The sequence below is a fragment of the Rhizobacter sp. J219 genome, assembly GCF_024700055.1.
Lineage (GTDB): Bacteria > Pseudomonadota > Gammaproteobacteria > Burkholderiales > Burkholderiaceae_C > Rhizobacter.
The window spans coordinates 2,524,368-2,550,514 of sequence record NZ_JAJOND010000001.1 but is presented as its reverse complement, the minus strand read 5'-3'; the positions used below and the strand labels follow the sequence as shown (position 1 = coordinate 2,550,514).

Genomic DNA, 26,147 nt, shown 5'->3' with positions numbered 1-26,147 from the left:
TCAGCCGATGCTGTGGGGCGCGTATCGAAAACGGTAGCCGGTGAGCGTGACCGTCTCGCCGCGGCCGGTCACGCGCACGTCGACCCGCAGCGCCGCATCGGCGGCGAGGCTGAAGGTCGCGCCGGCGCGGCTGACGGTCACCGAGACCGAGTAGCCGTCGAGTGCGGTGATGCGGTTGGCACCGTCGTCCATGCCGTAGATGACGCCGTTGGTCGCGTAGCCGTGGTAGTCGGCCACGTTGTCGAAGGGGTTGGTGGCGTTGAAGCGGCCCTCGCCCGACGGCTGCGGGCCGAGCGCGCCGCCGCCCCGGTCTTGGGAGCCGGCTGCGCCGCCGCTGCAGGCGGCCGTGCTCGCGGGCGGTGTGGCGGCTTCGTTGGCCGCGTCTTGCGGGTCGCAGTAGGTGAAGGGCTGCGCCAGCACTTCATTGAGCATGGCTTCGGCGATGGCGACAGCCTGTTTGCGCACCATCGGGTCGCCGCTGTGGCGCACGCTGTAGTTGAAGACCATCAGCAGGCCGGTCACCGACACACTGATCACCATGATGGCCATCACCAGCTCGACCAGCGACAGGCCGCGCTGGCGTGCGGGGCGAGACGCGCGCTCAGCGCACGACGCCGGTCTCTGGCTCGATGGTGAGGGGCGTGGCATTTCCGGTCACCGAGATCGTGAGGGCGGTGGTGCGCGGCGTGCCGGGGGCCGACAGCGGCCGGCCCTGGGCGTCGAAGATCAGGCTGGTGGGGGTGCTGACCTGCGCACCCGACGGCAGCGCGTTGCTGCTGTCGCTGTAGGCGCGGCCGTTGCCCGGGTTGGGCAGCTCGTTGGCCGAGCAGGGCTGGTTGGCCCCGGCGGCGGTGGCGTGGGTGAGCGTGAGCTGGGTGGCGCCGACGTTCACGCACACGTTGCGCCGCATCGCGATCGCCGACTTCTGCGCATAGCGCAACGCGGCCCCCACGAAATCGCGGGTGCCGCGGGCCGAGAACTGGTTGAGATCAAGCATGCGGGGCACGGCGAACACCGCCAGGATGCCCATCACCACCATCACGGCAACCAGCTCGGCCAGGGTGAAGCCGGCTTGCGAGCGCATGGCTTGCTTCATCGTCGCCGGGCCCATGGGCGGCCCGGCCTGCGGCCGCTCAGCGGGCGCAGATGACGAGGAAGTTCTGGTTGACGATGTTGGCACCGGTGCCGGTGGCGCGCACCGAGCACTCTGCCGTGGGCAGGTTGGTCGCTGCGTTGCAGTTCGCATTCGCGCCGGCGTTGGTCGAGGCCTGGATGCGGAAGATCTGGTCGCCCGTGGGGTTGGCGCCGTTTTGCAGCGTCACGCCCTGCACGAACTGGCCCAGCACGGCCGAGGTGCACACGTTGGCCTGGTTGACGACGATCGCGTTGGGGTTGCTGACCTGGCGCTGCGCGTAGTTCATCGAGGTCGCCGACGAGATGGCACCGGCCACGCCCTTGGCGGCGGCGTTGCGCGCCTGGTCCGACATGTCGGTGAAGCGCGGCACCGCCACGGCTGCCAGCACGCCCAGGATGATGATCACGACCACCAGTTCGATGAGGGTGAAACCACGTTGTTTGTTCATGAGAATCTCCTAGAGAAAGAGCGAGGGATGCAACGGCTCAGCATCCGGATACCAAGGGAACGGAAATGGCCGCCGCCGTCTTGGCGTCCAGGGCTTGGGAATAGGTGAAGCTGCAGGCTTCGGGGTCTTTGGCGTCGGCGCGCATGAAGACGGTCTTGCCGCCCTCGGTGCGCACGCGGTAGCGCTCGGGTGGCATCTCGGCGGGCGTGAGGCCGTAGGTCTGCGTGGGCGTGGCCGCCGGGTAGCCGTGCAGCGTGGCGATGAGCCCTTGCTGCGTGCACAGCGTGCCGGCACCTTGGAGCTTGTTGTCGGCTGTGCCGCGGCCGCCGGCGCAGGGTGCAGCGTCGGGCTGGCCCTGGCGCACCTGCGCCGCCATGTGGACGAGCGTCACCCGCGTGCTCACGATGCCGTGCAGATAACGCAGCTCGCCGATGCGGGCGCTGCGCTGCAGCTGGGCGATGCGCGGCAGCATCACCGCGGCCAGGATGGCCAGGATGCCCAGTGCGACGCTCAGTTCGATCAGCGTGATGCCCTTCATGCGGGTGCTCGTTCCGTACATTCCTTCGATGGTCGGCCGTTGGTGCACGCGCGCTCTTTCGAACAGCAGTGCAAACCACGTCTTCTTCCCTATCGGTCGGGTGGCTGGCTTCTTGACTCACGCCGGCGGGCGGTTCGTGACGCACTCGACGCTCGGTGGGGGTTTCGTGCGACTAAGGGTGTTCGCGGGGGTGTTCGTGGATACGGGGTGGCGTGTGTGCCTTGGATTTCTGTATTGACAGAAATGAATGCCACACCTAGAGTGGCCTCATGAACCTGTCGCCCACCCTCGAACGCTTCGTCCTTCACTGGGGTGAGATGGGGGCTCGCTGGGGCGTCAACCGCACGGTGGCCCAGATCCACGCGCTGCTCTACATCACCGGCCGACCAATGCACGCCGAAGAGATCACCGAGACGCTCGGCGTGGCGCGCTCCAACGTCAGCAACAGCATCCGTGAGCTGCAGAGCTGGAACCTGGTGCGCCTGGTCCACATCGCCGGCGACCGGCGCGACCACTTCGAAACCTCTCTCTCGGTCTGGGAGTTGGCGCGTACTGTCATCCGCGAGCGCCAGCGCCGAGAGATCGCGCCGACGATCGCCGTGCTGACCGAACTGCTGGCCGATCCGGCAATCAGCCGCGACCCGACCGACGCGAAGCTGCGCATGCGCGAGACGCTCGAATTCCTGCAGACGCTCACCGCCTGGGGCGACGAGATGCTGCGGCTCGACACCGACACCCTGAGCAAGGTGCTCAAGCTCGGCGCCCGTGTGAAGAAGCTGCTCGGGCGCGACGAGACAGCACCCGCCACCGAGGCACCGGCGGTCACCCCGGCGCACCTGCTGGGGCCTTGAGTCTCAAAAAATTTTTGCCCGAGCATTTCTGTTTTGACTGAAATAACTGGAGGGATCATGAGTGCCGTCTACCCGCTGACCTTGCTCTACGACGCCGCCTGCCCGGTGTGTGCCCTCGAAATGGACCACCTGCGCGCCCGCAACGACGCGGGTCGCCTGGCCTTCGTCGACATCAGCGCGCCGGGCTTCGACCCCACGCCTTACGGCGCCACGCTGGCCGAGATGGACGCCGAGATCCACGCCCTGCGCGCCGACGGCCAGCTGATGAAGGGAGTGCAGGTGCTGCGCCTGGCCTACGAGGCGGTGGGCCTGGGCTGGGTGATGCGTCCGGTCGGCTGGGGCCCGCTGCGCGGTGTGTCCGACGTGGCGTACCGGCTCTTTGCCCGCCACCGCCGCACGGTCTCGCGCGTGGCGGCACCGCTGATCGACGGCCTGCGCGCGCTGCGTGCCCGGCAGATGGCGCGCCGCATGCGGCGCTGTGCGGACGGCGCCTGCACGATGGATCACAACCAAGAAGGGAGGAACACATGAGAGTCCTGGTGAGCGGGGCCACCGGCTGCGTGGGGGCAGCGGTGGTGCATGCGCTGCGCGCACGCGGCCATGCGGTGGTCGAGGGGTCGCGCGGCGCGGTCGACGGGCGGCACACGATGCATGTCGACTACATGCAGCCGCGCCGGCCCGAAGCCTGGGCCGAGGCCCTGCGGCGCGAACGCATCGACGTGGTGATCAATTGCGTGGGCATCCTGATGCCGGCGCGGGGGCAGAGCTTCGAGCGGGTGCACACCGAAGGGCCGGTCGAGCTGTTTCGCGGCGCGGCACTGGCGGGGGTGCGGCGGGTGCTGCAGGTTTCGGCGCTGGGCGTCGCCGGCGATGCCGAGGCGCTTGCGACGCCCTACCTGAGCAGCAAGCTGATGGCCGACGACGCGCTGGCCTCGCTGCCGGTCGACTGGGCGGTGCTGCGGCCGTCGCTGGTCTATGGCCCGCGCAGCCAGGAGTGCGGCGCTCTTCGCCACGCTGGCGAGCCTGCCGGTGGTGTCGCTGCCGGGACGCGGCCTGCAGCGCGTGCAGCCGCTGCACGTCTACGAGCTGGCCGAGGCGGTGGCACGGCTGGTCGAGCACCCGGGGGAGCTGCGGGTGGTACACGAGCTGGGCGGCCCGGCACCCATCAGCTACCGCGACATGCTCGCGGCCTACCGCCGCGCCCAGGGCCTGGGCGAGCCGCTCTGGCTGCCGGTGCCGATGCCGCTGATGCAGGCGCTGGCCTGGGCCGCCGAGGCCCTGCCGCAGCAGGTGTATTGCCGCGACACGCTGCGCCTGCTCGCGCGTGGCAACACGCCGGGCGACAACGCACTGCCACGCCTGCTGGGCCGCGCGCCCACGACGATGGCGCAGGGCCTCACGGTCACCGCGCCGCAGCCGCTCGTCGACCTGCGCGTGCAGCTGAGCCCGGCGGCGATGGGCGTGGCACGCGGCTCGCTCGCCTTCATGTGGCTGTACACCGCGTTCATCAGCGCCTTGCTGCCGCGCGAGTCGGGTGTGCTTGCGCTGATGGCGCGGTGCGGCTTCGAGGGCTCTTGGGGCGTGGCGGCGCTGGTGTTCTCGTGCAGCCTCAACACCGTGCTGGGCGTGCTGGCGCTGCGCCGGCAGGTGCCCTGGGCAATGGCGCTGCAGGTGGTGGCGGTGCTCGGCTACACGACGACCGCTGCGCTCAACATGCCCGAGCTGACGATCGATCACTGCGGCCCGCTGGTGAAGAACGTGCCGGTGCTCGCGCTGCTGGTGCTGCTGTGGTTGGCGGCGCCGCCGGTGCGCTCGACGGTTGATGCGCGCCGCTCGCGGGCCCTGCCCGCGTCTCGTGTGAGGGTCGGCGCATGAAGACCGGCCACGACGATCTGCCGCCCGGCCAGCGCTGGCGCGACGACTTCCCGCGCTTCGGGGTGACGAGCTTCGCGAGGCGTTTCCCCGCCCGTCCGGATGTGGTTTGCCTGCAGTGGACGGGCGCGCTGCGCGAGCCGCTGGTGCTCGACGCTGCAGCGCTCGCGGGGCTGACGCGCGTCGAGCAGCGCAGTAATTTCCACTGCGTCACCAGCTGGAGCCGGCGCGGCCTCATGTGGAGCGGCTACCGCTTCCGCGACGTGTACGACGCCCTCATTCGCGCCTCGGCCTCGCCGCAGGTGAGCCTCGTGGTGCTGCGCGGCGAAGATGGCTTTCGCGCCGACCTGCCGCTGGCCGACCTGATGGCGCCCGAGGTGCTGCTGGCCGACCGCCTCGATGGCCAGCCGCTCGGCATCGAACACGGCGCGCCGCTGCGGCTCGTGGCGCCGGCCCACTACGGCTACAAGAGCGTGAAGCACCTGCAGCGCATCGAGCTGCGCGAGTCGCGCGACGGCTACCGGCCGCTCGGCCCGGCCTTCATGTCGCACGAACGCGGCCGGGTGGCGTTCGAAGAACGCGGCCACGGCCTGCCCAGCTGGTTGTTGCGCCACCTGTTCCGGCCGCTCATCGGGCCGACGGCCGCGATCCTGGCGCGTGCCATGAAGGAACGGCCGCCGCCGGGTTGAGCTGCGCGTCAGGGTGGCGACGCGGGCGGCGCGATCGAGGGCGTGCTGCGCTCGCCCTCGGTGCGGCGGCACACCTTGCGCGCGTGGACGACGCTCTCCGGCGTCGCCTCGGGCATGCGCACCAGGTCGCGGATCTTCTGCAGGCAGGGGTTGGCCGGGGCGATGACGAGGTCGACCGCCTCGTCGAGCAGGCGTGCGTCGCCTTCGTCGAGTTTGAACGAGGTGGGGATGCTGTCGAGCCTGCGCTTGAGGCCCGCGTGCTGCGGGTCGACGGCCACCACGTCGTCGAAGCCGAAGTGATAGAAGACCAGGCTTTTGGAGAGGTTGAGCACCGGGCGGCCCCGGGCATTGAGGGCCTGGCACAAGGCGCTGGGCAGCTCGCGTGTCTCAGGCTCGCAGCTGCCGTCGTTCCAGCGCAGCACGGCGCCGTCGAATTCGCCGAGCAGACGGCCGCGGTTGTTTTGCAGCAGGGCATCGACCGCATCGCTCACGTTGGCGTCGAGCAGCAGGCCGAGCGTGCCGCGCGGGTCGGGGTCGAGCCGGCTCGCACCGCGCGGGCGGGTGAAGGCGTCGACCAGCACGACGACGATGCGGTCGTAGTCGTCGAGGCGGCCCTTCGCTTCGAGCTGGAACAGCGCGCGTTTCACCGACTTGAGGCCGAGGTTGTCGGAGTTGCCGCCGTCGAAGACGTGCAGGTACTGCTTGTCGGTGCACTTCAGTTCATCGTTGCGGTCCTTCTCGCAGTGGCGTTCGAGTGCGCCCGGCCGGTAGTCCTGCAGCGTGTGGCTCGGAAAGACGAGCGGGAAGGACGACGAGGCCATCACCGCCCGCGCAAGCGAATAGCGGCCGAGGTCGGCGTTGAGGCGGCTGCGGAAGTCCTCTTCGGTGAAGGTGAAGACGCTGCCGAAGGCGTATTCGTCGACCGACAGGCCGGGGCCGCTCTGGTCGGTGGCGGTGGTGGCGTTGATGAGCAGGTAGGGGCGGGTCGGGTTGAGCTCCGCGAAGCCGAGGTCGCTGCCGATCAGGCGGGTGCCGTAGAGGTTGTCGGCGAAGGTCTGCGCCATGATGTCGCCGCGATCGTAGGCGGTGAACCAGTAGCGCACGATGTTCTGCGGCCACAGCCAGTTGGCGAACCAGCGCCGCAGGTAGTTGCGGCGCGTGAGGTCGAGCACGGCGTCGGGCTCCCAGTCGCGCAGCTGCGTGAGCGGGGCCTGCCGGCACAGGGCGTCGAGGCGGCGCAGCTCGTGGGTGAGTGCCGGCAGCCGACGCTGCAGCGCGAGCAGGTCCTTCGCGTCGAGCGGGGCGTTGCAGCGCAGGCGTTGGCTCGTGTCGAGCGTGACCTGCCGGCCGAGCGCCGTGCCGGTGATGAACGGCTGCAGCGCGGCGGCCAGCGGCGGCGAGTTGAGCGACACGTCGCGCGAGGCGGCGTAGAGCGCGGCGGTGATTGAGCCGCCCGACACCGACGACAGCACGTCCACTTCATCGAGCAGGTCGACCTCGGGGTAGAGCGTCTGCAGCCGCAGCATGGTCGCGGCCGACAGATAGGCCGCACGCGAGCCGCCGCCCGAGAGGGCCAGGAACATCAGCACCTTGGGGTGGCCACGCGCGCCGTCGACCTCGAAGCTCGCGCGCGTGGCCGCCGGCGCGGGGCTGCTGGCCGCCGGTGGCGCCGGCAGCGGCAGGTTGGTGTGCGAGAACGACGCGCAGGCGGTCATCAGCGCGCAGGCGATCAGGGTGCCCAGCGCGTTGATGAAACGGACGACGGCCTTCATGCTGCGGTTATAGGCCTGCACAACCCGATGCGTGTCCCCAACGTTAGGGGCCTGCGGGGGGCATGCCCGCATGTCGGCCACGGCATGCGGCCTCTGCTAAGGTCAGCGCCCATGCTGTCACCGCCTTCACCCACTGCGCCATGGACACCTTCGTCGTCTGGTGCGTGATCGTCGGCGTGCTGCTGATCGTGATCGGGCTGACCGACACCTGGCGGCAGGAGTTGCCGGTGTGTGCCTCGGCCATCTACCTCTTCGCCGGCTACCTGCTCGGGCCCGAGGTGTCGGGCCTGCTCACCTTGACGCTGGGCACCGACGCCGTGTTGATGGAGCGGCTCACCGAGGCGGCCGTGCTCATCTCGCTGTTTGCGGTCGGCCTGCGTCTGCGCGCACCGGTGCGCGACGCGCTGTGGCGAACGCCGCTGGTGCTGGCCACGCTGGCGATGCTGATCACCATCGGTCTGGTGACCGGGCTCGGGCTGGCGCTGGGCCTGTCGCTCGGCGGCGCCGTGCTGCTGGCAGCGGTGCTCGCGCCCACCGACCCGGTGCTCGCCTCGGAGGTGCAGGTGCGCGACGAACGCGACAGCGACCGCCTGCGCTTCAGCCTTACCGGCGAGGGTGGGCTGAACGACGGCGCGGCCTTTCCCTTCGTCATGCTGGCGCTCGGCCTGCTGGGCCTTCACGAGCTGGGGCAAGGCGGTTGGCGCTGGTGGGGCATCGATCTCGTGTGGGCGGTGGTCGGTGGCGTCGCGATCGGCTGGACGCTCGGCTCCATCTTCAGCCGCGCCGTCGTCTACCTGCGGCGCGAGCGCGAGCAGGCGCTGGGCATGGAGAGCTTTCTCACGCTTGGCCTGATCGCGCTCGCCTACGGCCTGGCTCTTGCGGCGCACACCTATGGGTTCCTCGCGGTGTTCTTCGCGGGCCTGGCCATGCGCCAGGTGGAGCGCGCCGACAACCGGCAGGCGGGGGCGTCGGCCGGGCGGCCCGCGCAGGCCTCGGCCTACATGGCAAAGGCGGTTCTCGATTTCACGCTCGACGTGGAGAAACTGGCGGAGCTGACGGTGATGCTGCTGGTGGGCAGCCTGCTCACACCGGCGGCGTTCACCCCGGTGTCGCTCGCGGTGGCGCTGGGGCTTATTTTCGTGGCGCGGCCGATCGCGGTGTATGCGAGCACCTGGTCGTTGCCGCTGAGTGCGACGCAGCGGCGGCTGGCGGCCTGGTTCGGCGTGCGCGGCGTGGGCTCGATGTACTACCTGTCGTTTGCGGTGGCGCACGGGGTTGCCGGCGAGACGGCGGCCTTCGTGACCGATGCGGTGCTGGTGACCATCGTGCTGTCGGTGCTGCTGCACGGATCGACGGCCACGCCGATCATGCGGTTCTACCGGCGCGCACGCCGCGCGCGACATTGAACGAGGACCCGATGTGTTCAAGATGAGCAAGCTGGTGCGGGCAGCCAACAAGGCGCGGCTGGCCACCTACCTGATTGCGCTGTGGAAGCTCTTCAAGCACCCGCAGACGCCGCGTGCGGCCAAGGTCGCCGCCGTGCTGGTGCTGGCCTACGTGCTGAGCCCGATCGACCTGATCCCCGATTTCATCCCGGTGCTGGGCCAGCTCGACGACCTGGTCATCGTGCCGCTGGGCATTGCGCTCGTGGTGCGCCTGACGCCGCGGCCGCTGTGGGAGGGCCTGCTGCGTGAGGCCGAAGCCTCGCGCGACAAGCTGCCTCGGCTGTGGTGGGGCGCGCTCCTGATCGTGCTGCTGTGGCTGGTGCTCCTCGGGCTTTTCGTGTGGTGGCTGGCAAGCCTGGTCGGCGCATGAGACGGCTGGCCGTGGTCTTGGCGTTGCTCGCGTGCGCATCCGCGCATGCACTGAGTGGCGTGGTCACGCACGTGACCGACGGCGACACGCTGTGGGTGCGGCCCGAGGCCGGCGCGCCGGTCAAGGTGCGGATGCAGGGCATCGATGCGCCCGAGCGGTGCCAGGCCTGGGGCGCGCAATCGCGCGAGGCGCTGGCCGCCCGCGTGCTGCACCGGCGGGTGGACGTGCGCACCCGGGCCAAAGACGACTACCAGCGCACCATCGGGACTGTCACGCTCGACGGGCACGATGTGGCGGCGTGGATGGTGCGCGAAGGCCACGCCTGGAGCCAGCGCTACCGCAAGAGCCTCGGCCCGTATGCGGCCGAGGAGGCCCAGGCGCGGCAAGGCAGGCGTGGGCTCTTTGCGGTGCCTGCCACCGAACCGCGCGAGTTCCGTAAGGCGCATGGTCCTTGCCCATGAAGATTCGTTGTTGACATGAAAGCTGTGATGAAACTGATCGCAAGACGTGGTGTGGAGCGTGGCCTGGTGCTGGCGCTGGGTGTGGTGGCAGGTGCGGCCGCGGGTGTGGCCCATGCGCAATCGTTCGACTCGGTGCGCCTCGACGGCCCCGACGGCGAAGGCCATGGCCGCGTCGGCGTGGCGGCGATTGCCAGTCACCGATACCTCGGCTCCGACGAGCGCCGCTACCTGCTGCTGCCCACGGTGGAGTACCGCTGGGCCAACGGCTGGTTTGCCGGCGTGGGCAATGGCATCGGCTACCGCTTCGGGAGCAGCCCGCAGCTGCAGTACGGCGTGCGCCTGGCTGCCGACTTCGGCCGCAAGGAGAGCCGCTCCGAGGTGCTGCGCGGGCTGGGCGACATCCCGCGGCGGCCGCAGGCGGGAGTGTTCCTCAACTGGCATCCTTCGCGCGAGCTGGGCTTCAGCAGCTCGCTGCGCTACGGCTCCGGTGAAGACCGCGATGGCCTGGTGGCCGACTTCGGGGTGCACACCGGCACCCAGCTCGCGCCGCGCTGGCGCCTCGGGCTCGGGCTCGGAGCGACCTGGGTCAACCGCGCATGGATGCAGTCGTATTTCGGCATCACCCCCGAGCAGAGTGTGCGCAGCGGCTATGCGGTGTCGACGGTCGGGGCCGGCGTGCGCGACGTGAAGCTGAGCAGCTCGCTCCTCTACTTCATCAACCGCGACTGGGCCGCCACGCTGGTGGTGAGTGCGATCTCGCTGCAAGGCGATGCGAAAGACAGCGTGATCGTGCGCGAGCGCAACCCGGTCAGCGCGGTGCTGGCCCTCGGCTACCGCTTCTGACGAACGCGGGCAGAGGGGCCGTCACCGGCGGGCCGAGCGCCGGGCCGCCCCAAGCCGGCCCGCATCCCCCTGGGGGATCGGCCGCGCAGCCGCGGCCGAGGGGCCGTCACTTCCGCATCAAGGTGCTCTTCCCGAAGAGGCTCTCGATCAGGTCGACGGCCACCTCGGCGGTGCGGTTGCGCACGTCGAGCGCGGGGTTGAGCTCCATCACGTCGAGCGAGGCCATGCAGCCGGTGTCGGCGATCATCTCCATGCACAGCTGCGCCTCGCGGTAGGTGGGGCCGCCCATCACGGTGGTGCCCACGCCGGGTGCGAAGTCGGGGTCGAGGAAGTCGACGTCGAAGCTCACGTGCAGGTGGGTGTTGACGTCGAGCGTGGCCAGCGCCAGCTCCATGGTGTGGCGCATGCCCATCTCGTCGATGTAGCGCATGTCGAAGACCTCGAGGTCCATCTCGTGCACGAAGCGCTTCTCGCCGGCGTCGACGCTTCGGATGCCGATCTGGCGGATCCACTTCGGGCTGATCGCCGGCACGTGTCCGCCGATCTCGATCAGCTCCTGCGGGCCCTTGCCGCACAGGCAGGCGACCGGCATGCCGTGCAGGTTGCCGCTCGGGGTGAGGATGTTGGTGTTGAAGTCGGCGTGCGCGTCGAGCCAGAGGATGCGCAGCTTTTTCTTCGTCTCGCGGCAGTGGCGGGCCACCGCGCTGATGCTGCCCAGGCCCAGGCAGTGGTCGCCGCCGAGCAGCAGGGGAAAGCGCCCTTGCGCCAGCTCGGCGTGCACGGCCTCGTGCACGAGCTTGTTCCAGGCCACCACCTCGGCGAGGTGGCGGTAGCCGTCGATTGGCGGCAGCCACGGATTGGCCGGGCCGGAGAGGTTGCCCCGGTCGGCGACGTCGAGGCCGAGGCCTTGCAGGGTGGGGACGATGTTCGCGACGCGCAGGGCCTCGGGGCCCATGCTCGCGCCGCGTGCACCAGCACCAATGTCGGTGGGAGCGCCGATGATGCTGATGGCCGGCATCACGGGCCTTTCGCCGGGCCGCCCCAAGGAAGGCCCGCGCCCCCTGGGGGGCAGTGAACGAAGTGAGCGTGGGGGTGGACATCCCTAGTCCTCCATGTCGAAGCTGCCGAGGTCGCCGATCTCGGTGGCGGGGATGTCGAAGCCGTATTCGGCTTCGAGCGCCTCCCAGGCCTCTTCCGCCGACTCGACGAATTTGAAGAGCTGCAGGTCGACCTCGCTGATCATGCCGGTCTCGACCAGGTGCTCGAAGTTGACGAGCTTGGACCAGAACTCGCGACCGAAGAGCAGGATGGGCCTACGACGGCACTTGCCGGTCTGGATGAGCGTGAGCACCTCGAACATCTCGTCGAGCGTGCCGAAGCCGCCGGGGAAGCACACCAGCCCGATCGAGCGCATCAGGAAGTGCATCTTGCGCAGGCCGAAGTAGTGGAACTGGAAGCACAGCTCCGGCGTGATGTAGGGGTTGGGCGCCTGCTCGTGGGGCAGCACGATGTTGAGGCCGATGCTCTTGCCCCCCACTTCGTGCGCACCGCGGTTGCCGGCTTCCATGATGCCGGGGCCACCACCGGTGACGACGTAGATGGGCGAGGCGAGCTGGCGCGACTTCTGCGTCACCAGGGCGCCGAAGCGCTGGGCCTCGTCGTAGTAGCGCGACATGCGCACGTGGTTCTCGGCGATGCGGATCGCCGTCTCATTGTTGGCCGACTTCGCATCGGACAGCAGGCGCTGCGCCACGTCGGGCGGCACGATGCGCGCACTGCCGAAGATCACGATGGTCGACTCGATGCCCTGTTCCTTCTGCACCAGCTCGGGCTTGAGCAGCTCGAGCTGCATGCGCACCGGGCGCAGCTCGTCTCGCAGCAGGAATTTCTCGTCGGTGAAGGCGAGGCGGTAGGAGCTCTCCGGGCCGTCGTACAACGAAGGGGGCGGGCCTTGCAGCTCGGCTTCCTTCTTGGCCGGGAGAATGTTGCGGGCGGTGAGTTCTGTGCGCTTGTCCATGGGGTGCAGCTTACCGCTTGCACGTGGCAACTAGCGTGCCTTGCACACGCTGCAATCAGGGGCGCGAGCCGTCTTGATCTCCGTCCACTCCATGCTGCGCGCATCGAGCATCTGCAGCCGCCCGGCGAGCGACGAGCCGGTGCCGGCCAGGAGCTTCAGCGCCTCGGCCGCCTGCATGCTGCCGATGATGCCCACCAGCGGGGCGAAGACGCCCATCGTGGCGCAGCGCACCTCTTCGAAGGCGGCATCGGGCGGGAAGAGGCAGGCGTAGCAGGGTGCGTCGGGCTCCCGGGTGTCGTAGACGGAGATCTGGGCGTCGAAGCCGATGGCTGCACCCGAGACGAGCGGCTTTCGGTGCTTCACGCAGGCGGCGTTGACCGCGTGGCGGGTGGCGAAGTTGTCGGTGCAGTCGATCACGACGTCGGCCGCGGCGACCAGCTCGTCGAGCCGCTCGGGGCCGGCACGTTCGGTGAGGGCTGCGACCTGCACCTCGGGGTTGATCTCGGCGATCGACTGTTTCGCCGATTCGGCCTTGGGCCGGCCGACGCGGCTCATGTCGTGCGCGATCTGGCGCTGCAGGTTGGTGAGGTCGACCTTGTCGTGGTCGACGAGGGTGATGCGGCCGACGCCCGCCGTGCCCAGGTAAAGCGCCACCGGCGACCCCAGGCCGCCCGCGCCGATGACGAGCGCATGCGAGTCGAGCAGGCGGCGCTGGCCTTCGATGCCCAGCTCGTCGAGCAGGATGTGGCGCGAGTAGCGCAGGAGCTGGTCGTCGTTCATGCCGCAATGATCGCCCCAAATGACAAACGCCCGCAGGCTGCGGGCGTCGTCGTGAGGCGCGGGTGCTCCGTCAGTTCGTCGTCGAGGCTTCCGGCTTGCGCTCGACCGCGCTCTTGGACACCATCACCGGCTTGCCCTTCAGGCGGTTGAGCGCCTGGGCCAGCTGGAAGTCTTCGGCGCTGCCGAACTCGGGCAGCGGCTTGGGCGCCGCAGCCGATTTGGCGGCTTCCTCTTCCAGCTTCTTGCGCGCTTCTTCGCGGGCCTTCTCGCGGGCGGCGTCTTTCACCTCGGCGCCCTGGCCGCTGTTCAGGTGCTTGTCGAGGTCGGCCTCGCGCATGCGCAGGGCGGCGAAGACGTTGCCCTCGGCGGTTTCGTCGAGCATGACGTCGGGCACGATGCCGCGCGCCTGGATCGACTTGCCGCTCGGCGTGTAGTAACGCGCGGTGGTGATCTTGACCGAGGTGTTGGCCACCGGCAGCTGGCGGATCTCGGTCTGCACCGAGCCCTTGCCGAAGGTCTGGGCGCCCATGATGGTGGCGCGCTTGTGGTCTTGCAGGGCACCGGCGACGATTTCGCTGGCCGAGGCCGAGCCTTCGTTGACCAGCACCACCACCGGCACCGTCTTCACCGCTTCGGGCAGGCCCTTGAGCGGGTCGAAGCCGGCCCGGCGGCTGTAGTCGCGCTGCACCGCCTTGAACTCGGCGCGCGACTGCGGGATCTGCCCGTTCATCGACACCACCGTCACGCCTTGCGGCAGGAAGGCGGCCGAGATGGCGACGGCCGCGTCGAGCAGGCCGCCCGGGTCGTTGCGCAGGTCGAGCACCAGGCCCTTGAGGTTGGGGTCTTGCGCATACAGCTCGTTGAGCTTGCGCACGAAGTCGATGACGGTGGGCTCCTGGAACTGGCTCACGCGCAGCCAGCCGTAGCCGGGCTCGACCATCTTGGCGCGCACGCTCTGCACGTTGATCTCGGAGCGGGTGATGGTCAGCGGGAAGGTGCGGCTCTCGCTCTTGCGGAAGATGGTCAGCACGACCTTGGTGTCGCGCTCGCCGCGCATGCGCTTGACGGCCTGGTCCATCGTGAGGCCGCGCACGGCGGTGTCGTCGATGCGGGTGATGAGGTCGCCCGACTTGATGCCGGCCTTGAAGGCGGGCGAGCCTTCGATGGGCGAGACGACCTTGACCAGGCCGTCTTCCATGCCGATCTCGATGCCCACGCCGACGAACTTGCCGGAGACGCTCTCGCGGAATTCGGTGAAGTTCTTGCCTTCGAGGTACTGGGAGTGCGGGTCGAGGCCGGCCACCATGCCGCCGATCGCGTCCTTGATCAGCTTCTTCTCGTCGACGGGCTCGACATAGGAGCTCTTCACCACGTCGAACACCGCGGCCAGTTGCTGCAACTCTTCCAGCGGAAGCTGGTTGATGGGGTTGCTGCGGGCGGTGGCCTGCAGTTGCATCGTGGTCAGGGCGCCAGCCACGGCGCCCACGACAACCCAGCCAGCGACCTTGAGTTTGGCGCCCATATATGACCTGCTTCCTGCAAAAGACGGAGATTTCACGCGAATTCAGTATAAAACTGCGACCCCGCTTGGAGGGCCGTGGTAGCACTAAGTTTCCTGCCTTTTTCGCCCGGCGCCGCATGCATTGGCGAGGGGTGTGCAAAGAAACACGCAAGCCCCGAAAGGGTATCGCGCCGCTGGGATTTCACGCCTCGGCGGCGGCGACCTCGAAGCGACCGCGCCCGGCGCGCTTGGCCTGGTAAAGCGCCACGTCGGCGCGCTGCGCCAGCGACTGCACCGAGTCTTCGCCATGGCGGGCCAGGGCCACACCCACGCTCGCACCGATCGACAGTTGCTTGCGATCGATTGCGAAGGCTTCGCCGAGGGCGACGACGATCTTGCGCGCCACGGTGCGCGCTGCCGCCTCGTCCTTGACGTCGGGCAGCACGACGGCGAATTCGTCGCCGCCCAGGCGGGCGAGCATGTCGGTCGGGCGCAGCACCTTCTGCAGGCGCTGGGCCACGGCCACCAGCAGGGCGTCGCCGGTCGCATGCCCGTGTTCGTCGTTCACCGGCTTGAAGCGGTCGAGGTCGACCATCAGCAGCGCGAGCGCGTGTTGGTCTTCGTGTGCGCGCATCAAGGCTTCGCCCACGCGCAGGTCGAAGCCGGCCCGGTTGAGGGCACCGGTCAGCGGGTCGGTTTGCGAGGCGTCGAGCAGGATCTGGTGCTGGCGCTTGTGGCTCGTGACGTCTTGCGACAGCGCCACGAGCCCCGCCACCTGGCCGTCGGCGTCGCGGAAAGGGATGTAGGTCGTCTCGAAGTACTGGTGGCCGTCGCTGCCGGACTCGAACATCACCCGTTCGCCCGCGAGCGCCGCCTCGATGTGCGGGCGACGGCGTTCGTATTCGGCTTCGCCGAGCACGCCGCGTGCATGCTGTCCGGCCAGGCGGCCGTGCGGGCGGCCGACCCACTGGTCGAAGGCGTCGTTGGTGAAGAGGTAGCGCTGGTGCTTGTCGGCCACCGCCACCAGCACCGGCAGCGTGGCGGCCACCACCTTCAGGATGGACTCGCTGCGCTGCAGCTCGGTGCGGCTGCGGATCTCGTGGGAGATGTCGCGCATCACGACCGAGTAGGTTTCGACTTCCTGGCGATCGTCGCGGTGCACGATCAGCATTTCGCTGACGTCGATTTCCTTGCCGTCGCCGCGCAGCACCGAGGTTTCGCCCAGCCACAGGCCGGTGGCGTGCGCCGTGGGCAGGATCACGTCGCGCACCTGAAGCTCGCGGTGGGCGGGCAGGAAGTCGTCGAAGCGCAGATGCTCGATCGGATCGCCGGGTTTCAGCTCCAGCATCGCCCGGCCGGCCGGGTTGAGGTAGAGCAGCGCGCCCTGGGGGCTGAGCTGGGCCACGATGTCGGTGCTGCGCTCGAAGATGGCGGTGAGCATGCGCTGGGCGCGCTGCTGCTGCACGCGGTCGGTCACGTCTTCGACGGAGCCGACGTGGCCGATCAGCCGGTTGTCGACCGTGAGCGGCGCGGTGCGCACCGAGAGCATGGCCGGCTGGCCGTCGGGCCGGGTCACGTGCAGGGTGTTGCGCACTGGCGTGAGGGTGCCGGTGGCCTCGTGCCACGCGGCCAGCAGCGGCTCGCGCTGCGCGGGGTCGACGAGTTCGCTCCAGCCCCAGGCCAGACGCTCGCGCGGCAAGCCGAACTTCTGGAAGTACGCGTCGTTGGCGTAGGTGGTTTCGCCGCGGGTGTCGGTCATGAAGAGGCCGAGCGGGAAGGCGTTGCTGACGGCGTCGAACTGCGCCTGGCTGTGGCGGGCCGCGCGTTGGCTGCGGGCGAGTGCCCACGAGAAGACGATGGCGGCGGCGGTGATCAGGCACAGCACGCCGATGCCGAGGTTGCGGCGGGCGTAGAAGGCGGCGAGCAGCTCGTCGCGCTCTTGTGACACCAGCACCGTCACCGGGTACTGGCCCAGGCGCTCGAAGGTGCCCACCCGCGCGTGGCCGATGCCGTAGGCGGTGTCGGTCTCGAAGGCGCCGTGCGTGCCGCTGGCCGGCATCCCGGCAGGCCGGTCGGCCATCACGTTGCGGCCGATCAGGCTCTCGGAGTAGGGCGTGCGCAGCACCACCACGCCGCGCGAGGTGGTGACCGAGATGCCGCCGGCCGGTTTCTCGCGCAGGCTTTCATGGATGGCGCTCAGCTGCGGCAGGTCGACCCAGGCCGCGAGGCCCACCGCCTCGCCGACCGGGCTGTGCAGGCGGCGTGTCAGCGGCCAGCGCCAGGGTTCGCCAGCGGCGCGGCGCAGCGGGTCGCCGACGCGCATGGCGCCCGCCGAGTCGGGCAGCTGGACGGCGGGCATGCCTTCGGCCCAGGCCGGTGCGCCGGGGCTGGCGATGGTCTTGCCGTCTGCGCCGACGAGCGTCACGTGGACCAGGCCGTCGGGGTGACGGCTGAAGGTCTGCAGCAGTTCGCCCAGCGCCGCATCGATCTGCGGCGACCGGGTCAGCCACTGCTGCACCACGTCGAGCCGGCCGTCGGTCACGCGCAGCAGGTCGCGCGTCTGCTGGGCGGCGGCGTTGTTGACCAGGCGCACCTGCTTCTGGGCAGCCTCGACCATGCGTCGCTCCTGCACCACGGCAAAGCCGAGCACCAGGCCCCACAGGATGGTCAGCAGCAGGGCGACCGCGACAAACGGCCCCCAGGCGACCAGCCGGGAGTAAGGCTTGGCGGTGGTGGGCAGCTGGTTCGGCGTCACTTCTTGGCGGGTCGCCGCGCGGGCGGGCTCGCTTCGGGCGGGCGGCCGGCGGCTCCGGGCACGATGCCCGGGGTGTTGATGCACTTGAGGCTCTTGGGGGCCATCGCGTAGGTGCTGGTGCCGGCCACGTTCTGCTCCAGTGCGGCGGAGAGCAGGGCCGAGCGGGCGGTCTCGCAGGCGAGGTTGGAATTGAACGTGGCCACGAGGTAGGGGTTCATGCCGTAGGCGGTCACCATGAAGGCGAAGAGCGATACCACGGGGGTCTCCTTGCTAAGAGCCTGTTGAGAATGGAGAACGCGAGGACGAGCGGGCCCTGATGGTCGAGCACCTTAGCCGAAGCGCATTTTGTTACGCCCGGGATCAGCCGGGAATTTGGGGCTCACTTCGCTGGATGGCCCACCAGGCCGGGAGCAGCCTGCGGACCCGGGGCCCGGCGAAGCGGTCGTCGATGAGGTGGATCACGCCCTCGTCCTCAGGGGTGCGGATCACCCGGCCGGCGGCCTGCACCACCTTCTGCAGGCCCGGGTAGAGGTAGGCGTAGTCGTGGCCGCGCTCCGCACCGAAACGCTGGTCGAGGCGCTTTTTCATCTCTTCGTTGACCGGGTTGAGCTGGGGCAGGCCGAGGGTCGCGATGAAGGCGCCGATCAGGCGCTTGCCCGGCAGGTCGATGCCCTCGCCGAACGAGCCGCCCAGCACCGCGAAGCCCACGCCCTGGCCGTCGGGGACGAAGCGGGCGAGGAAGGCTTCGCGCTCGGGCTCGCTCATGCCGCGCGACTGCTCCCACACCGGCACCTCGGGGGCGAGCGCACGGAACGCCGCCAGCACCTGGCGCAGGTAGTCGAAGCTGCTGAAGAAGGCCAGGTAGTTGCCCGGCCTTGCGGCGAACTGCCGGGCGATCAGCCCGGCGATCGGTGCCACCGAGGCGGCACGGTGCTGGTAGCGGGTGGAGATGTGCCGCGCCACATGCACGTCGAGCTGCTCGGCCGAGAAGGGCGTGGGCACGTCGACCCACACCGTGTCGTCGGGCAGGCCCAGCAGGTCGGCGTGGAACTCGCGCGGCGTGAGCGTGGCCGAGAAGAGCGCCACCGAATGCGCGACCGCCAGCCGCGGGCCGAGCTGCGGGGCCGGCACCACGTTGCGCAGCGTGAGAAGCGCCTGCGGCTTTGCGCCCCGCGGGGCCGGAGAGGGTGATGTCGAACAGCCAGTTCTCGTCGGCCAGCTCGTGCACGCGCGAGAAGTGCAGGGCATCGAAATAGAAGCGCTGCAGCTCGCCGTCGACGGCCGTCGGGTGCTCGGTGAAGTGGTCGGTGATCGCAGCGATGGCTTTCTGCAACGCCTGGCTGAAGGCCTCCGGCACCGCCGGGTGGACCTGGTAGGGCTCGGTCTGCGCCTTGGCGAGCGCATTCCACGCCTTGTTGAGCCGGGTCAGCGGGCCCTTCAGCGAGGCGGGCGCGCTGCGGCGCACGAACTTGAGCGCGGCCTGATCGAGGTCGGCGCTGTACATCATGCGGCCGCGCTCCAGCAGGTTGTGCGCTTCGTCGATCAGCACCGAGACACGGCTGCCGCGGGCGAGCGTGAGGCCCATCAGCAGGCCGCCGAGGTCGAGCAGGTAGTTGTAGTCGCCCACCACCACGTCGGCCCAGCGGGCGAGTTCCTGGCTCAGGTAGTAGGGGCAGACCTGGTGCGCGAGCGCCACCTCGCGCAGCGTGGCGCGGTCGAGCATCGATTGCGTGAGCGCCTCGGCACGGGCGGCGCCCAGGCGGTCGTAGAAGCCTTTGGCCAGCGGACACGAGTCGCCGTGGCAGGCCAGCTCGGGGTGCTCGCAGGCCTTGTCGCGCGCCACGAGTTCGAGCGTGCGCACCACCGGCAGGGCGGGCTGCCCGGCCTGCACACGCGCTGCCGCTTCGAGCGCCAGGTGCCGGCCCGAGCCCTTGGCGGTGAGGAAGAACACCTGGTCGAGCTGCTGCCCGGGCATCGCCTTGAGCATGGGAAAGAGCGTGCCGATGGTCTTGCCGATGCCGGTGGGCGCCTGCGCCATCAGGCAGCGGCCTTGCACGGTGGCGCGGTACACCGCCTCGGCCAGCTCGCGCTGGCCCGCGCGGAACTGCGCATGGGGGAAGGGCAGCGCCGAGAGCGCCGCATCGCGCTGCGTGCGGTGGGCCAGCTCCTGTTCGGCCCAGGCGAGAAAGCGCTCGCACTGCTGCTCGAAATGCGCGCGCAGTTCGTCGGCCGTGAAGGTCTCGGTGAAGACGGTCTCGCGCTGCGACACGATGTCGAAGTAGACGAGCGCGATGTTCATTTCAGGCAGCGGCATCTCGTCGAGCGCGTGCTGGCGGCACAGCAGCCAGCCGTAGACCTTGGCCTGCGCCAGGTGCAGGGCGCGGTGGTTGGCCGGCTGGCGCGCGAGATCGCCGCGGAAGGTCTTCACTTCCTCCAGCGTGTGGGTGTGACTGTCGTAACCATCGGCGCGGCCCCGCACGGTGAGCAGCTTGTAGTCGCCGCTCACGCTCACCTCCGATTCGTACCCGGCGCGTTGGCGCCGCGCCGCCACGATGGCGTGGCCGGCCTGGCCTTCGAGGGCGGTGGGCGCGGGGGTGAAACGCAGGTCGAGGTCACCCGCCTTGGCGGTGAACTCGCACAAGGCCCGGACGGCGACGACGTACTGCTTCAAGGCGCCAGGGGCACGCCGGGCCGGGTGCTACAGAAGCGAGGTCGGCGCCTTGGCCGGCTGTTCGCGCATCTTGTCGACGATGGCCTGGGCCTTCTCCAGTTCCATGTAGACCGACGCGAAGAGGGTCGCCACGTCGCCCAGCTTGGAGCGCGACACGCCGGGCGAGGGGTTGGTGATCAAAGCGGCCGTGATCGTGGCGGTGGGTTGCAGCAGATCTTTGTTCATGGCGCGCTTTCGGGAGTGTGGGGCATCGTACTCCAGCGCTTGCGGGCCACCTAAGGCAGTGCACCTACACTGCCGGGCTGCGCGAAACCCCTCGCCCTCGAGCCCCCATGACCACCTCGGCGCCTGCCGCGACCCCCGACCACACCGCACCGCTTCTCGCCGCCGTGGGCCTGGCCTGCCGGCGCGGTGACCGGGTGCTCTTCAAGGGGCTGGACCTGGCGGTGCGGCCCGGCGAGGTGGTGTGGCTGCGAGGCGCCAACGGCCGCGGCAAGACGAGCCTGCTGCGCCTGCTGGCCGGGCTGTCGACACCCGAGGCCGGCGAAGTGAAGCGTGCCGGCGCGCTGCTCTACGTGGCGCATGCCAATGCGCTGAAGGAAGACCTGACGGTGCTGGAGTCGCTGCGCTTCCTCGCGCGACTGCACGGCCGCGAGGTCGACGATGCCGCGCTCACCGAGGCGCTGCGCCGCTTCGGCATGGCCACGCGCCGCCACGCGCCGGTGCGCACGCTGTCGCAAGGCCAGCGGCGGCGGGTCGCGTTGTCGCGCCTTGCAATGGTCACATCGCCGACCGTCTGGGTGCTCGACGAACCCTTCGATGCGCTCGACGTGGACGGCATCGCCACGCTCAACGATGTGATCACACGGCATGTGCAGGGCGGTGGTGCGGTCGTGCTGACGAGCCACCAGGCCCTGACGCTCTCGCAGCCCCTGCCCAACGTGCTGCAGCTCGACGAGGTGGCCGCATGAGCGCTTTTACCGCGGTGTTGGCGCGCGACTTGCGGCTGGCTGCTCGCCGCCGCGTCGAAGCCCTGTTGCCCATCGCCTTCTTCACCGTCGCTGTGAGCCTCTTTCCCTTCGGCGTCGGTCCCGAGCCGCAGACCTTGCGCGTCATCGCCCCCGGCGTGGTGTGGGTGTGTGCGCTGCTCGCCGCCATGCTCTCGGTGACCCAGCTCTATGCCACCGATCACGCCGATGGCTCGCTCGAGCAGATGCTGCTGTGCGGCGACTCGCCGGTGCTCATCGCCGCCGCCAAGGCGCTCGCGCACTGGCTGCTGACCGGGCTGCCGCTGATCGTCGTGGCGCCGCTCTTCGGCGTGTTGTTCGACATGCGCGGCGAGGCCATCGCCGCGCTCACCTTCAGCCTGGTGCTGGGCACGCCCATCCTGAGCCTGCTCGGCGGCCTGGGCGCGGCGCTCACGCTCGGCCTGCGCAGCAGCGGCGTGCTGCTGATCCTGCTCATCCTGCCGCTGTGCATCCCGGCGCTGATCTTCGGTGCGGGCGCGGTGGGCGCGGTGGAGTCGGGCGTCTCGGCTGAAGGACACTACTCGCTGCTGGGCGCGCTGCTGATCGGCACCGCCTTGTTCGCGCCCTGGGCCACCGCCGCGGCCCTGCGCATCTCGACCGATTGACCCCAACGACAGATCCTCATCGCCATGAACTCGCCGTTGCGCCTCTACACCTTCGCCGCACCGTCGCGCTTCTACCGCCTGACGGGCGTCCTGATCCCGTGGCTGTGGGCCACGACCCTCGTGCTGGCCGTCGTCGGCCTCTACATCGGCTTCTTCGTCGCGCCCACCGACGCGACGCAGGGCGAGTCGTACCGCATCATCTTCATCCACGTGCCGGCTGCCTGGATCTCGATGGTGCTCTACCTGGCGATGGCCTTCTGGGCCGGCATCGGCTGGGCGTTCAAGACACGCTTGTCGTCGATGGTGGCGCGGGCGATCGCGCCGACCGGCGCCCTCTTTACCTTCATCGCGCTGTGGACGGGCGCCTTATGGGGCAAACCCACCTGGGGCACCTGGTGGGTGTGGGACGCGCGGCTCACGTCCTACCTGATCCTGCTCTTTCTCTACCTCGGGTTCATCGCGCTCACCGAGGCCATCGACGATGCACGCCGCGCCGACAGCGCCGGCGCGCTGATCGCACTCGTGGGCGCCATCAACGTGCCCATCATCTATTTCTCGGTCAAGTGGTGGAACACCTTGCACCAGGGCGCGACCATCAGCATGACCGCCGCGCCGAAGATGGCGCACACCATGCTGACCGCGATGCTGATCATGACCTTCGCCTTCTGGGCCTATGCCTTCGCGGTGGTCTTCATGCGCACCCGCGCGATCGTGCTGGAGCGTGAACGCGACGCCGAATGGGTGGTGCGCGAGCTGAAAGGGGAGCCGACATGAACTGGGGCAGTGCCTCCGAATTTTTTGCGATGGGGGGCTACGGCCTCTACGTGTGGGGCTCGTATGCGGTGGCCCTCGTGTGCATGCTGGCCGAGCCCCTGATGGCTGCGGCGCGTCACAAGCGGGCCCGCAGCCACGCGCTGCAGACAGCCGAAGACGGCGGCCGATGACCCGCCGCGCGACGATGAAGGCGCTTCCAAGCGCCGTGTGGAGCAGCGTGTGCCTGCTGGCGCTGGGGTCGGCCCAGGCGCAGTCTGCCGCTGAACCGGGCGCCGAGCCGGCCGCTGCCGCTCCGGCGTCGGCGCCCGCCGCCAGTGCGCCCAGCCTGCCGCGCGTGGAGATCACCACCCGCAGCGAGCGCGCGCCCACCAGCCGCAGCGTGATGAGCGGCGACGAGCTGCGCAGCGTGCCCGGCACCGCCGGCGACACCATGAAGGCCCTGCAGGCGCTGCCCGGCGTGGCCGTGGCCGATGACAGCAGCGCAGCCCCCGCGGTGCGCGGCTCGCGGCCCGACGACAACCTTTACTACGTCGACTTCCTGCCGGTCGGCTACCTCTTCCACATGGGCGGCCTGGTGAGCACGGTGCACAGCGACCTCGTGCGCCAGTTCGAGCTGTACAGCGCCGCCTTCGGACCCGAGTACGGTGATGCGATCGGCGCGGTGCTCGACGTCACCCTGCGCAACCCGCGCACCGACCGCCTGGGCGGCGTGCTCAACGTCAGCCTGCTCGGCGCCGATGCGCTGATCGAAGGCCCGGTCAACGAGAACCAGTCGTTCTACTTCGCGGTGAAGCGCAGCTACATCGACCTGCTGCTCGACACGGTGGAAGACGACTCCGGCGTCATCATCAGCGTGCCGCGCTACTGGGACTACCAAGGCAAGTACCTCTGGAACCTGAACGCCGACCACCAGCTGAGCTTCCACGCGACGGGGGCGGCCGACAAGCTCGAATTCCGCGTGCCGTCCGGCTCCACGCTCGCGACGCAGGAGCCGGTGCTGGCGGGCGACAGCGCCGTCAACACTGGCTACGGCACGCAGGCGGTGGTGTGGGACGGCGACTTCGGCGGCAGCGTGCGCAACAAGGCCGCCTTCGGCCGCACGGTCGACCGCAACACCAGCTCGATCGGCACGGCCTTGCAGGCCACCTCGCGGGCCAGCACGCTCTTCCTGCGCGAGCAGCTGAGGTTCAAGCCGGCGCCCGGGCACGACAGCTCGATCGGCGGCTCGGTCGAGTCGATGAAGATCGACTACGACATCGACGCCCAGAACGCCCGTTGCACCGAGTTCGACCCCGAGTGCGACTACACCAGCGCACCGCGCCAGCAGGCCCGCGACAGCCTGCGCGCGAAGTTCGGCAATGCCTATGCGAGCCACCGCTGGCAGGCGACCGATGCCTGGGGCCTGAGCCTGGGTGTGCACCACACGCGCGACGGCTACCTCGGCCGCCGCTACACCGAGCCGCGCCTCGGCGTCGAATGGAAGTCGTCGCCCGACACCACCTTCACCGCCGCCTGGGGCCGGCACAACCAGTTCCCCGCCGGGGAGCAGGTCATCCCGGGGTTCGGCAACACCGGCCTGTGGCACCTGCGCGCCACGCACAGCGTGCTCGGCGTCGCGCAGAAGCTCGACCGCGGCTGGTCCTGGAAGCTCGAGGCCTACCAGAAGAAGTTCAGCGACTTCGTGGTGTCCGACCCGACGGTGAACTACGTCAACGGCGGCAGCGGTCGCTCGCGCGGCGCCGAGCTGCTGGTCAAGAAAGACCCGAATGGCGGCGGCAAGCTCTCTGGCTGGCTGGCGCTGAGCCTGTCGAAAGCGCGCCGGCAGAACGACATCACTGGCCGCGAGTTCCCGTTCGACTTCGACCAGCCCGTCATCGCCCACTTGGTGATGCAGTACCGGCAGAGCGAGCGCTGGATGTATGGCGCCAAGTGGAGCTACCACACCGGCTCGCCCTACACCCCCATCACCGGCAGCTATGTCGACACCGATGGCCGCACACGCCCGACCTACGGCGAACTCAACGGCGAGCGCCTGCCCGCTTACCACCGCCTCGACCTGCGCGCCGACTGGAAGCTCTCGCCGCGCTACAGCTTCTACGGCGAACTCATCAATGCCTACGCGCGCAAGAACCTCTCGGGCTACAGCTACAACGCCGACTACAGCGAGCGCAAGCCGGTGACGCAGCTGCCGCTGCTCCTGTCGTTTGGCGTGCTGATCAAGTTCTGAGATCGCGACTGCATCCAAGTCGGGCTTCACGGCGTAGTCAAAGGGCGGCGCGATACTCGGCCGCCCGACCATGAGCCTGCTCGTTTCCTCGCCCTTCGTTCGTGACCTGACCCGGCTGCTCGCCAGCTGGCTGGCGGTGATCGTCCTGGTGCAGGCGATGGCCTCGGCGCTCGGCCTGGTGCAGGGCCCGCGCCACGTGCACGTGCCCACCGTGGCCAGCGCCGCGGCCGTCTTCGTGCATGCGGCCGACCACGCCCACGATGCCGAGCACCACGAGCACGGCGGCTGGGCGCGGCATGTGCACCTCTCGCACACCGCCGACACAAGCCTCAGCGACGAGGCGCAGGACCTCGCGGCCGCGGCCGGCCTCGTGCTCGCGGCGATGGTGGGCCTCGGCCCGGTGCGCGACGACATCCCCGTGGCCGAGGCCGGCCACGTGATGCGCGGCCTGACGGCATGGAGCTGCATCACCCACGTGGTGCCGTTGCCCGAACGCCCGCCGCGCGCCTGACGATGCCCCGCTGATCCCGTTGCCTGCCCCGTGCAGGCCCTCGACACCGGACGTCGCCTCCCTGCGGCGGCGGCCCCTCAGGCATCGTCTTCATGAAACCCACTTTGCATCCCATCGCACTGGGCGTGCTGGCCCTTTGCGGCCCCGCCTTCGCCCAGACCGCGGCTCCCGCGGCGCCCGAGCCGGCCACCCAGGTGGCCACCGTGCACCTCGAGCCCGTCGAGATCACCGGCCGCCATTACGACAACGCGGTGGGCACCTCGGATGCCGCGTCGCAAGGCGTCATCCGCGCCGAGCTGATGAAGAGCCGCCCCGCGCTGCGCCCGGGCGAGGTGCTCGAATTCGTGCCCGGCGTGATCGTCACGCAGCACTCGGGCGACGGCAAGGCCAACCAGTACTTCCTGCGCGGCTTCAACCTCGACCACGGCACCGACTTCGCCACCTCCATCAATGGCATCCCCGTCAACATGCCTTCGCATGGCCACGGCCAAGGCTACACCGACCTCAACTTCCTCATCCCCGAACTCGTCGACCGCATCGAGTACCGCAAGGGCCCGTACTTCGCGAAGAACGGCGACTTCTCCTCCGCCGGCTCGGCCGATATCGCCTACCTCACGCGTTTCGATGCCCCGTTCGCCTCGCTCACCGTCGGCCAGCGCGGCTACCGGCGCGGGCTGGCCGGCGGCTCGGCGACCGTCGGCGGCGACCACACGCTGATGGGCGCGGTGGAGTTGCAGCGCAACGACGGCCCCTGGACGGTGCCCGAAGACCTGAAGCGCGCCAACGGCGTGCTCACGCTCAGCGGCGGCAGCAAGAACAAGGGCTGGAGCGCGAGCCTGATGGCCTACGACGCG

25 protein-coding genes and 4 pseudogenes are annotated in these 26,147 nt (G+C 69.5%); 16 read left to right on the top strand and 13 right to left on the bottom strand.

Annotation, left to right across the window (positions count from 1 at the left end; all coding sequences use genetic code 11):
• From LRS03_RS11675 to LRS03_RS11660, 4 genes are read right to left on the bottom strand one after another with little or no spacing between them, the layout of a single operon-like run.
• Positions 1-648 (bottom strand): type IV pilus modification PilV family protein, encoded by a 648-nt coding sequence (locus LRS03_RS11675; RefSeq protein ID WP_257825590.1) that lies wholly within the window; start codon positions 646-648, stop codon positions 1-3.
• Positions 602-1,084, bottom strand: coding sequence for a prepilin-type N-terminal cleavage/methylation domain-containing protein (locus tag LRS03_RS26555; protein WP_308296421.1), 483 nt, complete (start codon positions 1,082-1,084; stop codon positions 602-604). The genes LRS03_RS11675 and LRS03_RS26555 overlap by 47 nt, the downstream gene beginning before the upstream one ends.
• A gap of 49 nt (positions 1,085-1,133) precedes the next feature.
• Complete coding sequence (locus LRS03_RS26550) at positions 1,134-1,583, bottom strand: type II secretion system protein (RefSeq protein WP_308296420.1); 450 nt, start codon at positions 1,581-1,583, stop codon at positions 1,134-1,136.
• A gap of 37 nt (positions 1,584-1,620) precedes the next feature.
• Positions 1,621-2,121, bottom strand: a complete 501-nt coding sequence (locus LRS03_RS11660) for a type II secretion system protein (protein ID WP_257825589.1) — start codon at positions 2,119-2,121, stop codon at positions 1,621-1,623.
• Between the two features lie 269 nt (positions 2,122-2,390).
• Between LRS03_RS11660 and LRS03_RS11655 the strand changes: the two genes are divergently transcribed.
• From LRS03_RS11655 to LRS03_RS11640, 5 genes and pseudogenes are all read left to right on the top strand, one after another.
• Positions 2,391-2,972, top strand: a complete 582-nt coding sequence (locus tag LRS03_RS11655) for a GbsR/MarR family transcriptional regulator (protein ID WP_257825588.1) — start codon at positions 2,391-2,393, stop codon at positions 2,970-2,972.
• A gap of 57 nt (positions 2,973-3,029) precedes the next feature.
• Positions 3,030-3,503 carry a thiol-disulfide oxidoreductase DCC family protein gene (locus LRS03_RS11650; protein WP_257825587.1) on the top strand — a complete coding sequence of 158 codons (474 nt, stop codon included), beginning with the start codon at positions 3,030-3,032 and terminating at the stop codon, positions 3,501-3,503.
• Positions 3,500-3,904, top strand: a pseudogene (locus LRS03_RS26890) (NAD-dependent epimerase/dehydratase family protein); the annotation flags it as partial. The gene LRS03_RS11650 and the pseudogene LRS03_RS26890, both read left to right, overlap by 4 nt.
• Before the next feature lie 43 nt (positions 3,905-3,947).
• Entirely contained in the window at positions 3,948-4,847 is a 900-nt protein-coding gene (locus LRS03_RS11645; RefSeq protein ID WP_257825586.1) for an SDR family oxidoreductase, read from the top strand.
• The gene (locus LRS03_RS11640; RefSeq protein WP_257825585.1) at positions 4,844-5,533 is read left to right on the top strand and encodes a molybdopterin-dependent oxidoreductase; all 690 of its coding nucleotides are present in this window, start codon (positions 4,844-4,846) and stop codon (positions 5,531-5,533) included. Before LRS03_RS11645 ends, LRS03_RS11640 begins: the two co-directional genes overlap by 4 nt.
• Positions 5,534-5,541: 8 nt before the next feature.
• Here the strand turns inward: LRS03_RS11640 and LRS03_RS11635 are convergent, their stop codons facing one another.
• Positions 5,542-7,305 carry a patatin-like phospholipase family protein gene (locus LRS03_RS11635; protein WP_257825584.1) on the bottom strand — a complete coding sequence of 588 codons (1,764 nt, stop codon included), beginning with the start codon at positions 7,303-7,305 and terminating at the stop codon, positions 5,542-5,544.
• A gap of 140 nt (positions 7,306-7,445) precedes the next feature.
• Here LRS03_RS11635 and LRS03_RS11630 point away from each other — a divergent pair, with 140 nt between their 5' ends.
• From LRS03_RS11630 to LRS03_RS11615, 4 genes and pseudogenes are all read left to right on the top strand, one after another.
• Positions 7,446-8,711, top strand: a complete 1,266-nt coding sequence (locus LRS03_RS11630; protein ID WP_257825583.1) for a cation:proton antiporter — start codon at positions 7,446-7,448, stop codon at positions 8,709-8,711.
• Positions 8,712-8,811: 100 nt separating this feature from the next.
• Positions 8,812-8,971: pseudogene (locus tag LRS03_RS26885) on the top strand (YkvA family protein); the annotation flags it as partial.
• A gap of 145 nt (positions 8,972-9,116) precedes the next feature.
• The gene (locus LRS03_RS11620; RefSeq protein ID WP_257825581.1) at positions 9,117-9,581 is read left to right on the top strand and encodes a thermonuclease family protein; all 465 of its coding nucleotides are present in this window, start codon (positions 9,117-9,119) and stop codon (positions 9,579-9,581) included.
• A gap of 27 nt (positions 9,582-9,608) precedes the next feature.
• Positions 9,609-10,424 (top strand): MipA/OmpV family protein, encoded by an 816-nt coding sequence (locus tag LRS03_RS11615; protein WP_257825580.1) that lies wholly within the window; start codon positions 9,609-9,611, stop codon positions 10,422-10,424.
• A gap of 106 nt (positions 10,425-10,530) precedes the next feature.
• Here LRS03_RS11615 and rocF read toward each other — a convergent pair whose 3' ends face one another.
• The 8 genes and pseudogenes from rocF to LRS03_RS11575 all read right to left on the bottom strand — a co-directional run bounded on the left by rocF (position 10,531) and on the right by LRS03_RS11575 (position 20,373).
• A complete protein-coding gene (gene rocF, locus LRS03_RS11610; protein WP_257825579.1) occupies positions 10,531-11,442 on the bottom strand; it encodes an arginase in 912 nt (303 codons plus the stop codon).
• 84 nt (positions 11,443-11,526) lie between these two features.
• Entirely contained in the window at positions 11,527-12,441 is a 915-nt protein-coding gene (locus LRS03_RS11605) for an LOG family protein (RefSeq protein ID WP_257825578.1), read from the bottom strand.
• A 30-nt stretch (positions 12,442-12,471) separates the two neighbouring features.
• Complete coding sequence (locus LRS03_RS11600; RefSeq protein ID WP_257825577.1) at positions 12,472-13,221, bottom strand: HesA/MoeB/ThiF family protein; 750 nt, start codon at positions 13,219-13,221, stop codon at positions 12,472-12,474.
• A gap of 70 nt (positions 13,222-13,291) precedes the next feature.
• On the bottom strand, positions 13,292-14,743 hold the full coding sequence (locus tag LRS03_RS11595; RefSeq protein ID WP_257825576.1) for a S41 family peptidase: 1,452 nt from the start codon (positions 14,741-14,743) through the stop codon (positions 13,292-13,294).
• Positions 14,744-14,924: 181 nt separating this feature from the next.
• Entirely contained in the window at positions 14,925-17,477 is a 2,553-nt protein-coding gene (locus LRS03_RS11590) for a diguanylate cyclase domain-containing protein (protein ID WP_257825575.1), read from the bottom strand.
• On the bottom strand, positions 17,474-17,734 hold the full coding sequence (locus LRS03_RS11585) for a hypothetical protein (RefSeq protein ID WP_257825574.1): 261 nt from the start codon (positions 17,732-17,734) through the stop codon (positions 17,474-17,476). The genes LRS03_RS11590 and LRS03_RS11585 overlap by 4 nt, the downstream gene beginning before the upstream one ends.
• 103 nt (positions 17,735-17,837) lie before the next feature.
• Positions 17,838-19,776 (bottom strand): annotated as a pseudogene (locus tag LRS03_RS11580) (ATP-dependent DNA helicase).
• 399 nt (positions 19,777-20,175) lie between these two features.
• A complete protein-coding gene (locus LRS03_RS11575) occupies positions 20,176-20,373 on the bottom strand; it encodes a hypothetical protein (protein ID WP_257825573.1) in 198 nt (65 codons plus the stop codon).
• A gap of 107 nt (positions 20,374-20,480) precedes the next feature.
• Here LRS03_RS11575 and ccmA point away from each other — a divergent pair, with 107 nt between their 5' ends.
• From ccmA to LRS03_RS26545, 7 genes and pseudogenes are all read left to right on the top strand, one after another.
• Complete coding sequence (ccmA, locus tag LRS03_RS11570) at positions 20,481-21,119, top strand: cytochrome c biogenesis heme-transporting ATPase CcmA (protein WP_257825572.1); 639 nt, start codon at positions 20,481-20,483, stop codon at positions 21,117-21,119.
• Entirely contained in the window at positions 21,116-21,781 is a 666-nt protein-coding gene (ccmB, locus tag LRS03_RS11565) for a heme exporter protein CcmB (protein ID WP_257825571.1), read from the top strand. Before ccmA ends, ccmB begins: the two co-directional genes overlap by 4 nt.
• Positions 21,782-21,805: 24 nt before the next feature.
• Complete coding sequence (gene ccmC / locus LRS03_RS11560) at positions 21,806-22,555, top strand: heme ABC transporter permease CcmC (RefSeq protein WP_257825570.1); 750 nt, start codon at positions 21,806-21,808, stop codon at positions 22,553-22,555.
• Positions 22,552-22,725: a heme exporter protein CcmD gene (gene ccmD, locus LRS03_RS11555; protein WP_257825569.1), complete on the top strand. Its 174-nt coding sequence runs from the start codon at positions 22,552-22,554 to the stop codon at positions 22,723-22,725. The genes ccmC and ccmD overlap by 4 nt, the downstream gene beginning before the upstream one ends.
• Entirely contained in the window at positions 22,722-24,782 is a 2,061-nt protein-coding gene (locus tag LRS03_RS11550; RefSeq protein WP_257825568.1) for a TonB-dependent receptor plug domain-containing protein, read from the top strand. Before ccmD ends, LRS03_RS11550 begins: the two co-directional genes overlap by 4 nt.
• A 70-nt stretch (positions 24,783-24,852) precedes the next feature.
• Positions 24,853-25,293, top strand: coding sequence for a hypothetical protein (locus tag LRS03_RS11545; protein ID WP_257825567.1), 441 nt, complete (start codon positions 24,853-24,855; stop codon positions 25,291-25,293).
• 92 nt (positions 25,294-25,385) lie between these two features.
• Positions 25,386-25,826: pseudogene (locus LRS03_RS26545) on the top strand (TonB-dependent receptor plug domain-containing protein); the annotation flags it as partial.
• Between the last annotated feature and the right edge of the window lie 321 nt (positions 25,827-26,147).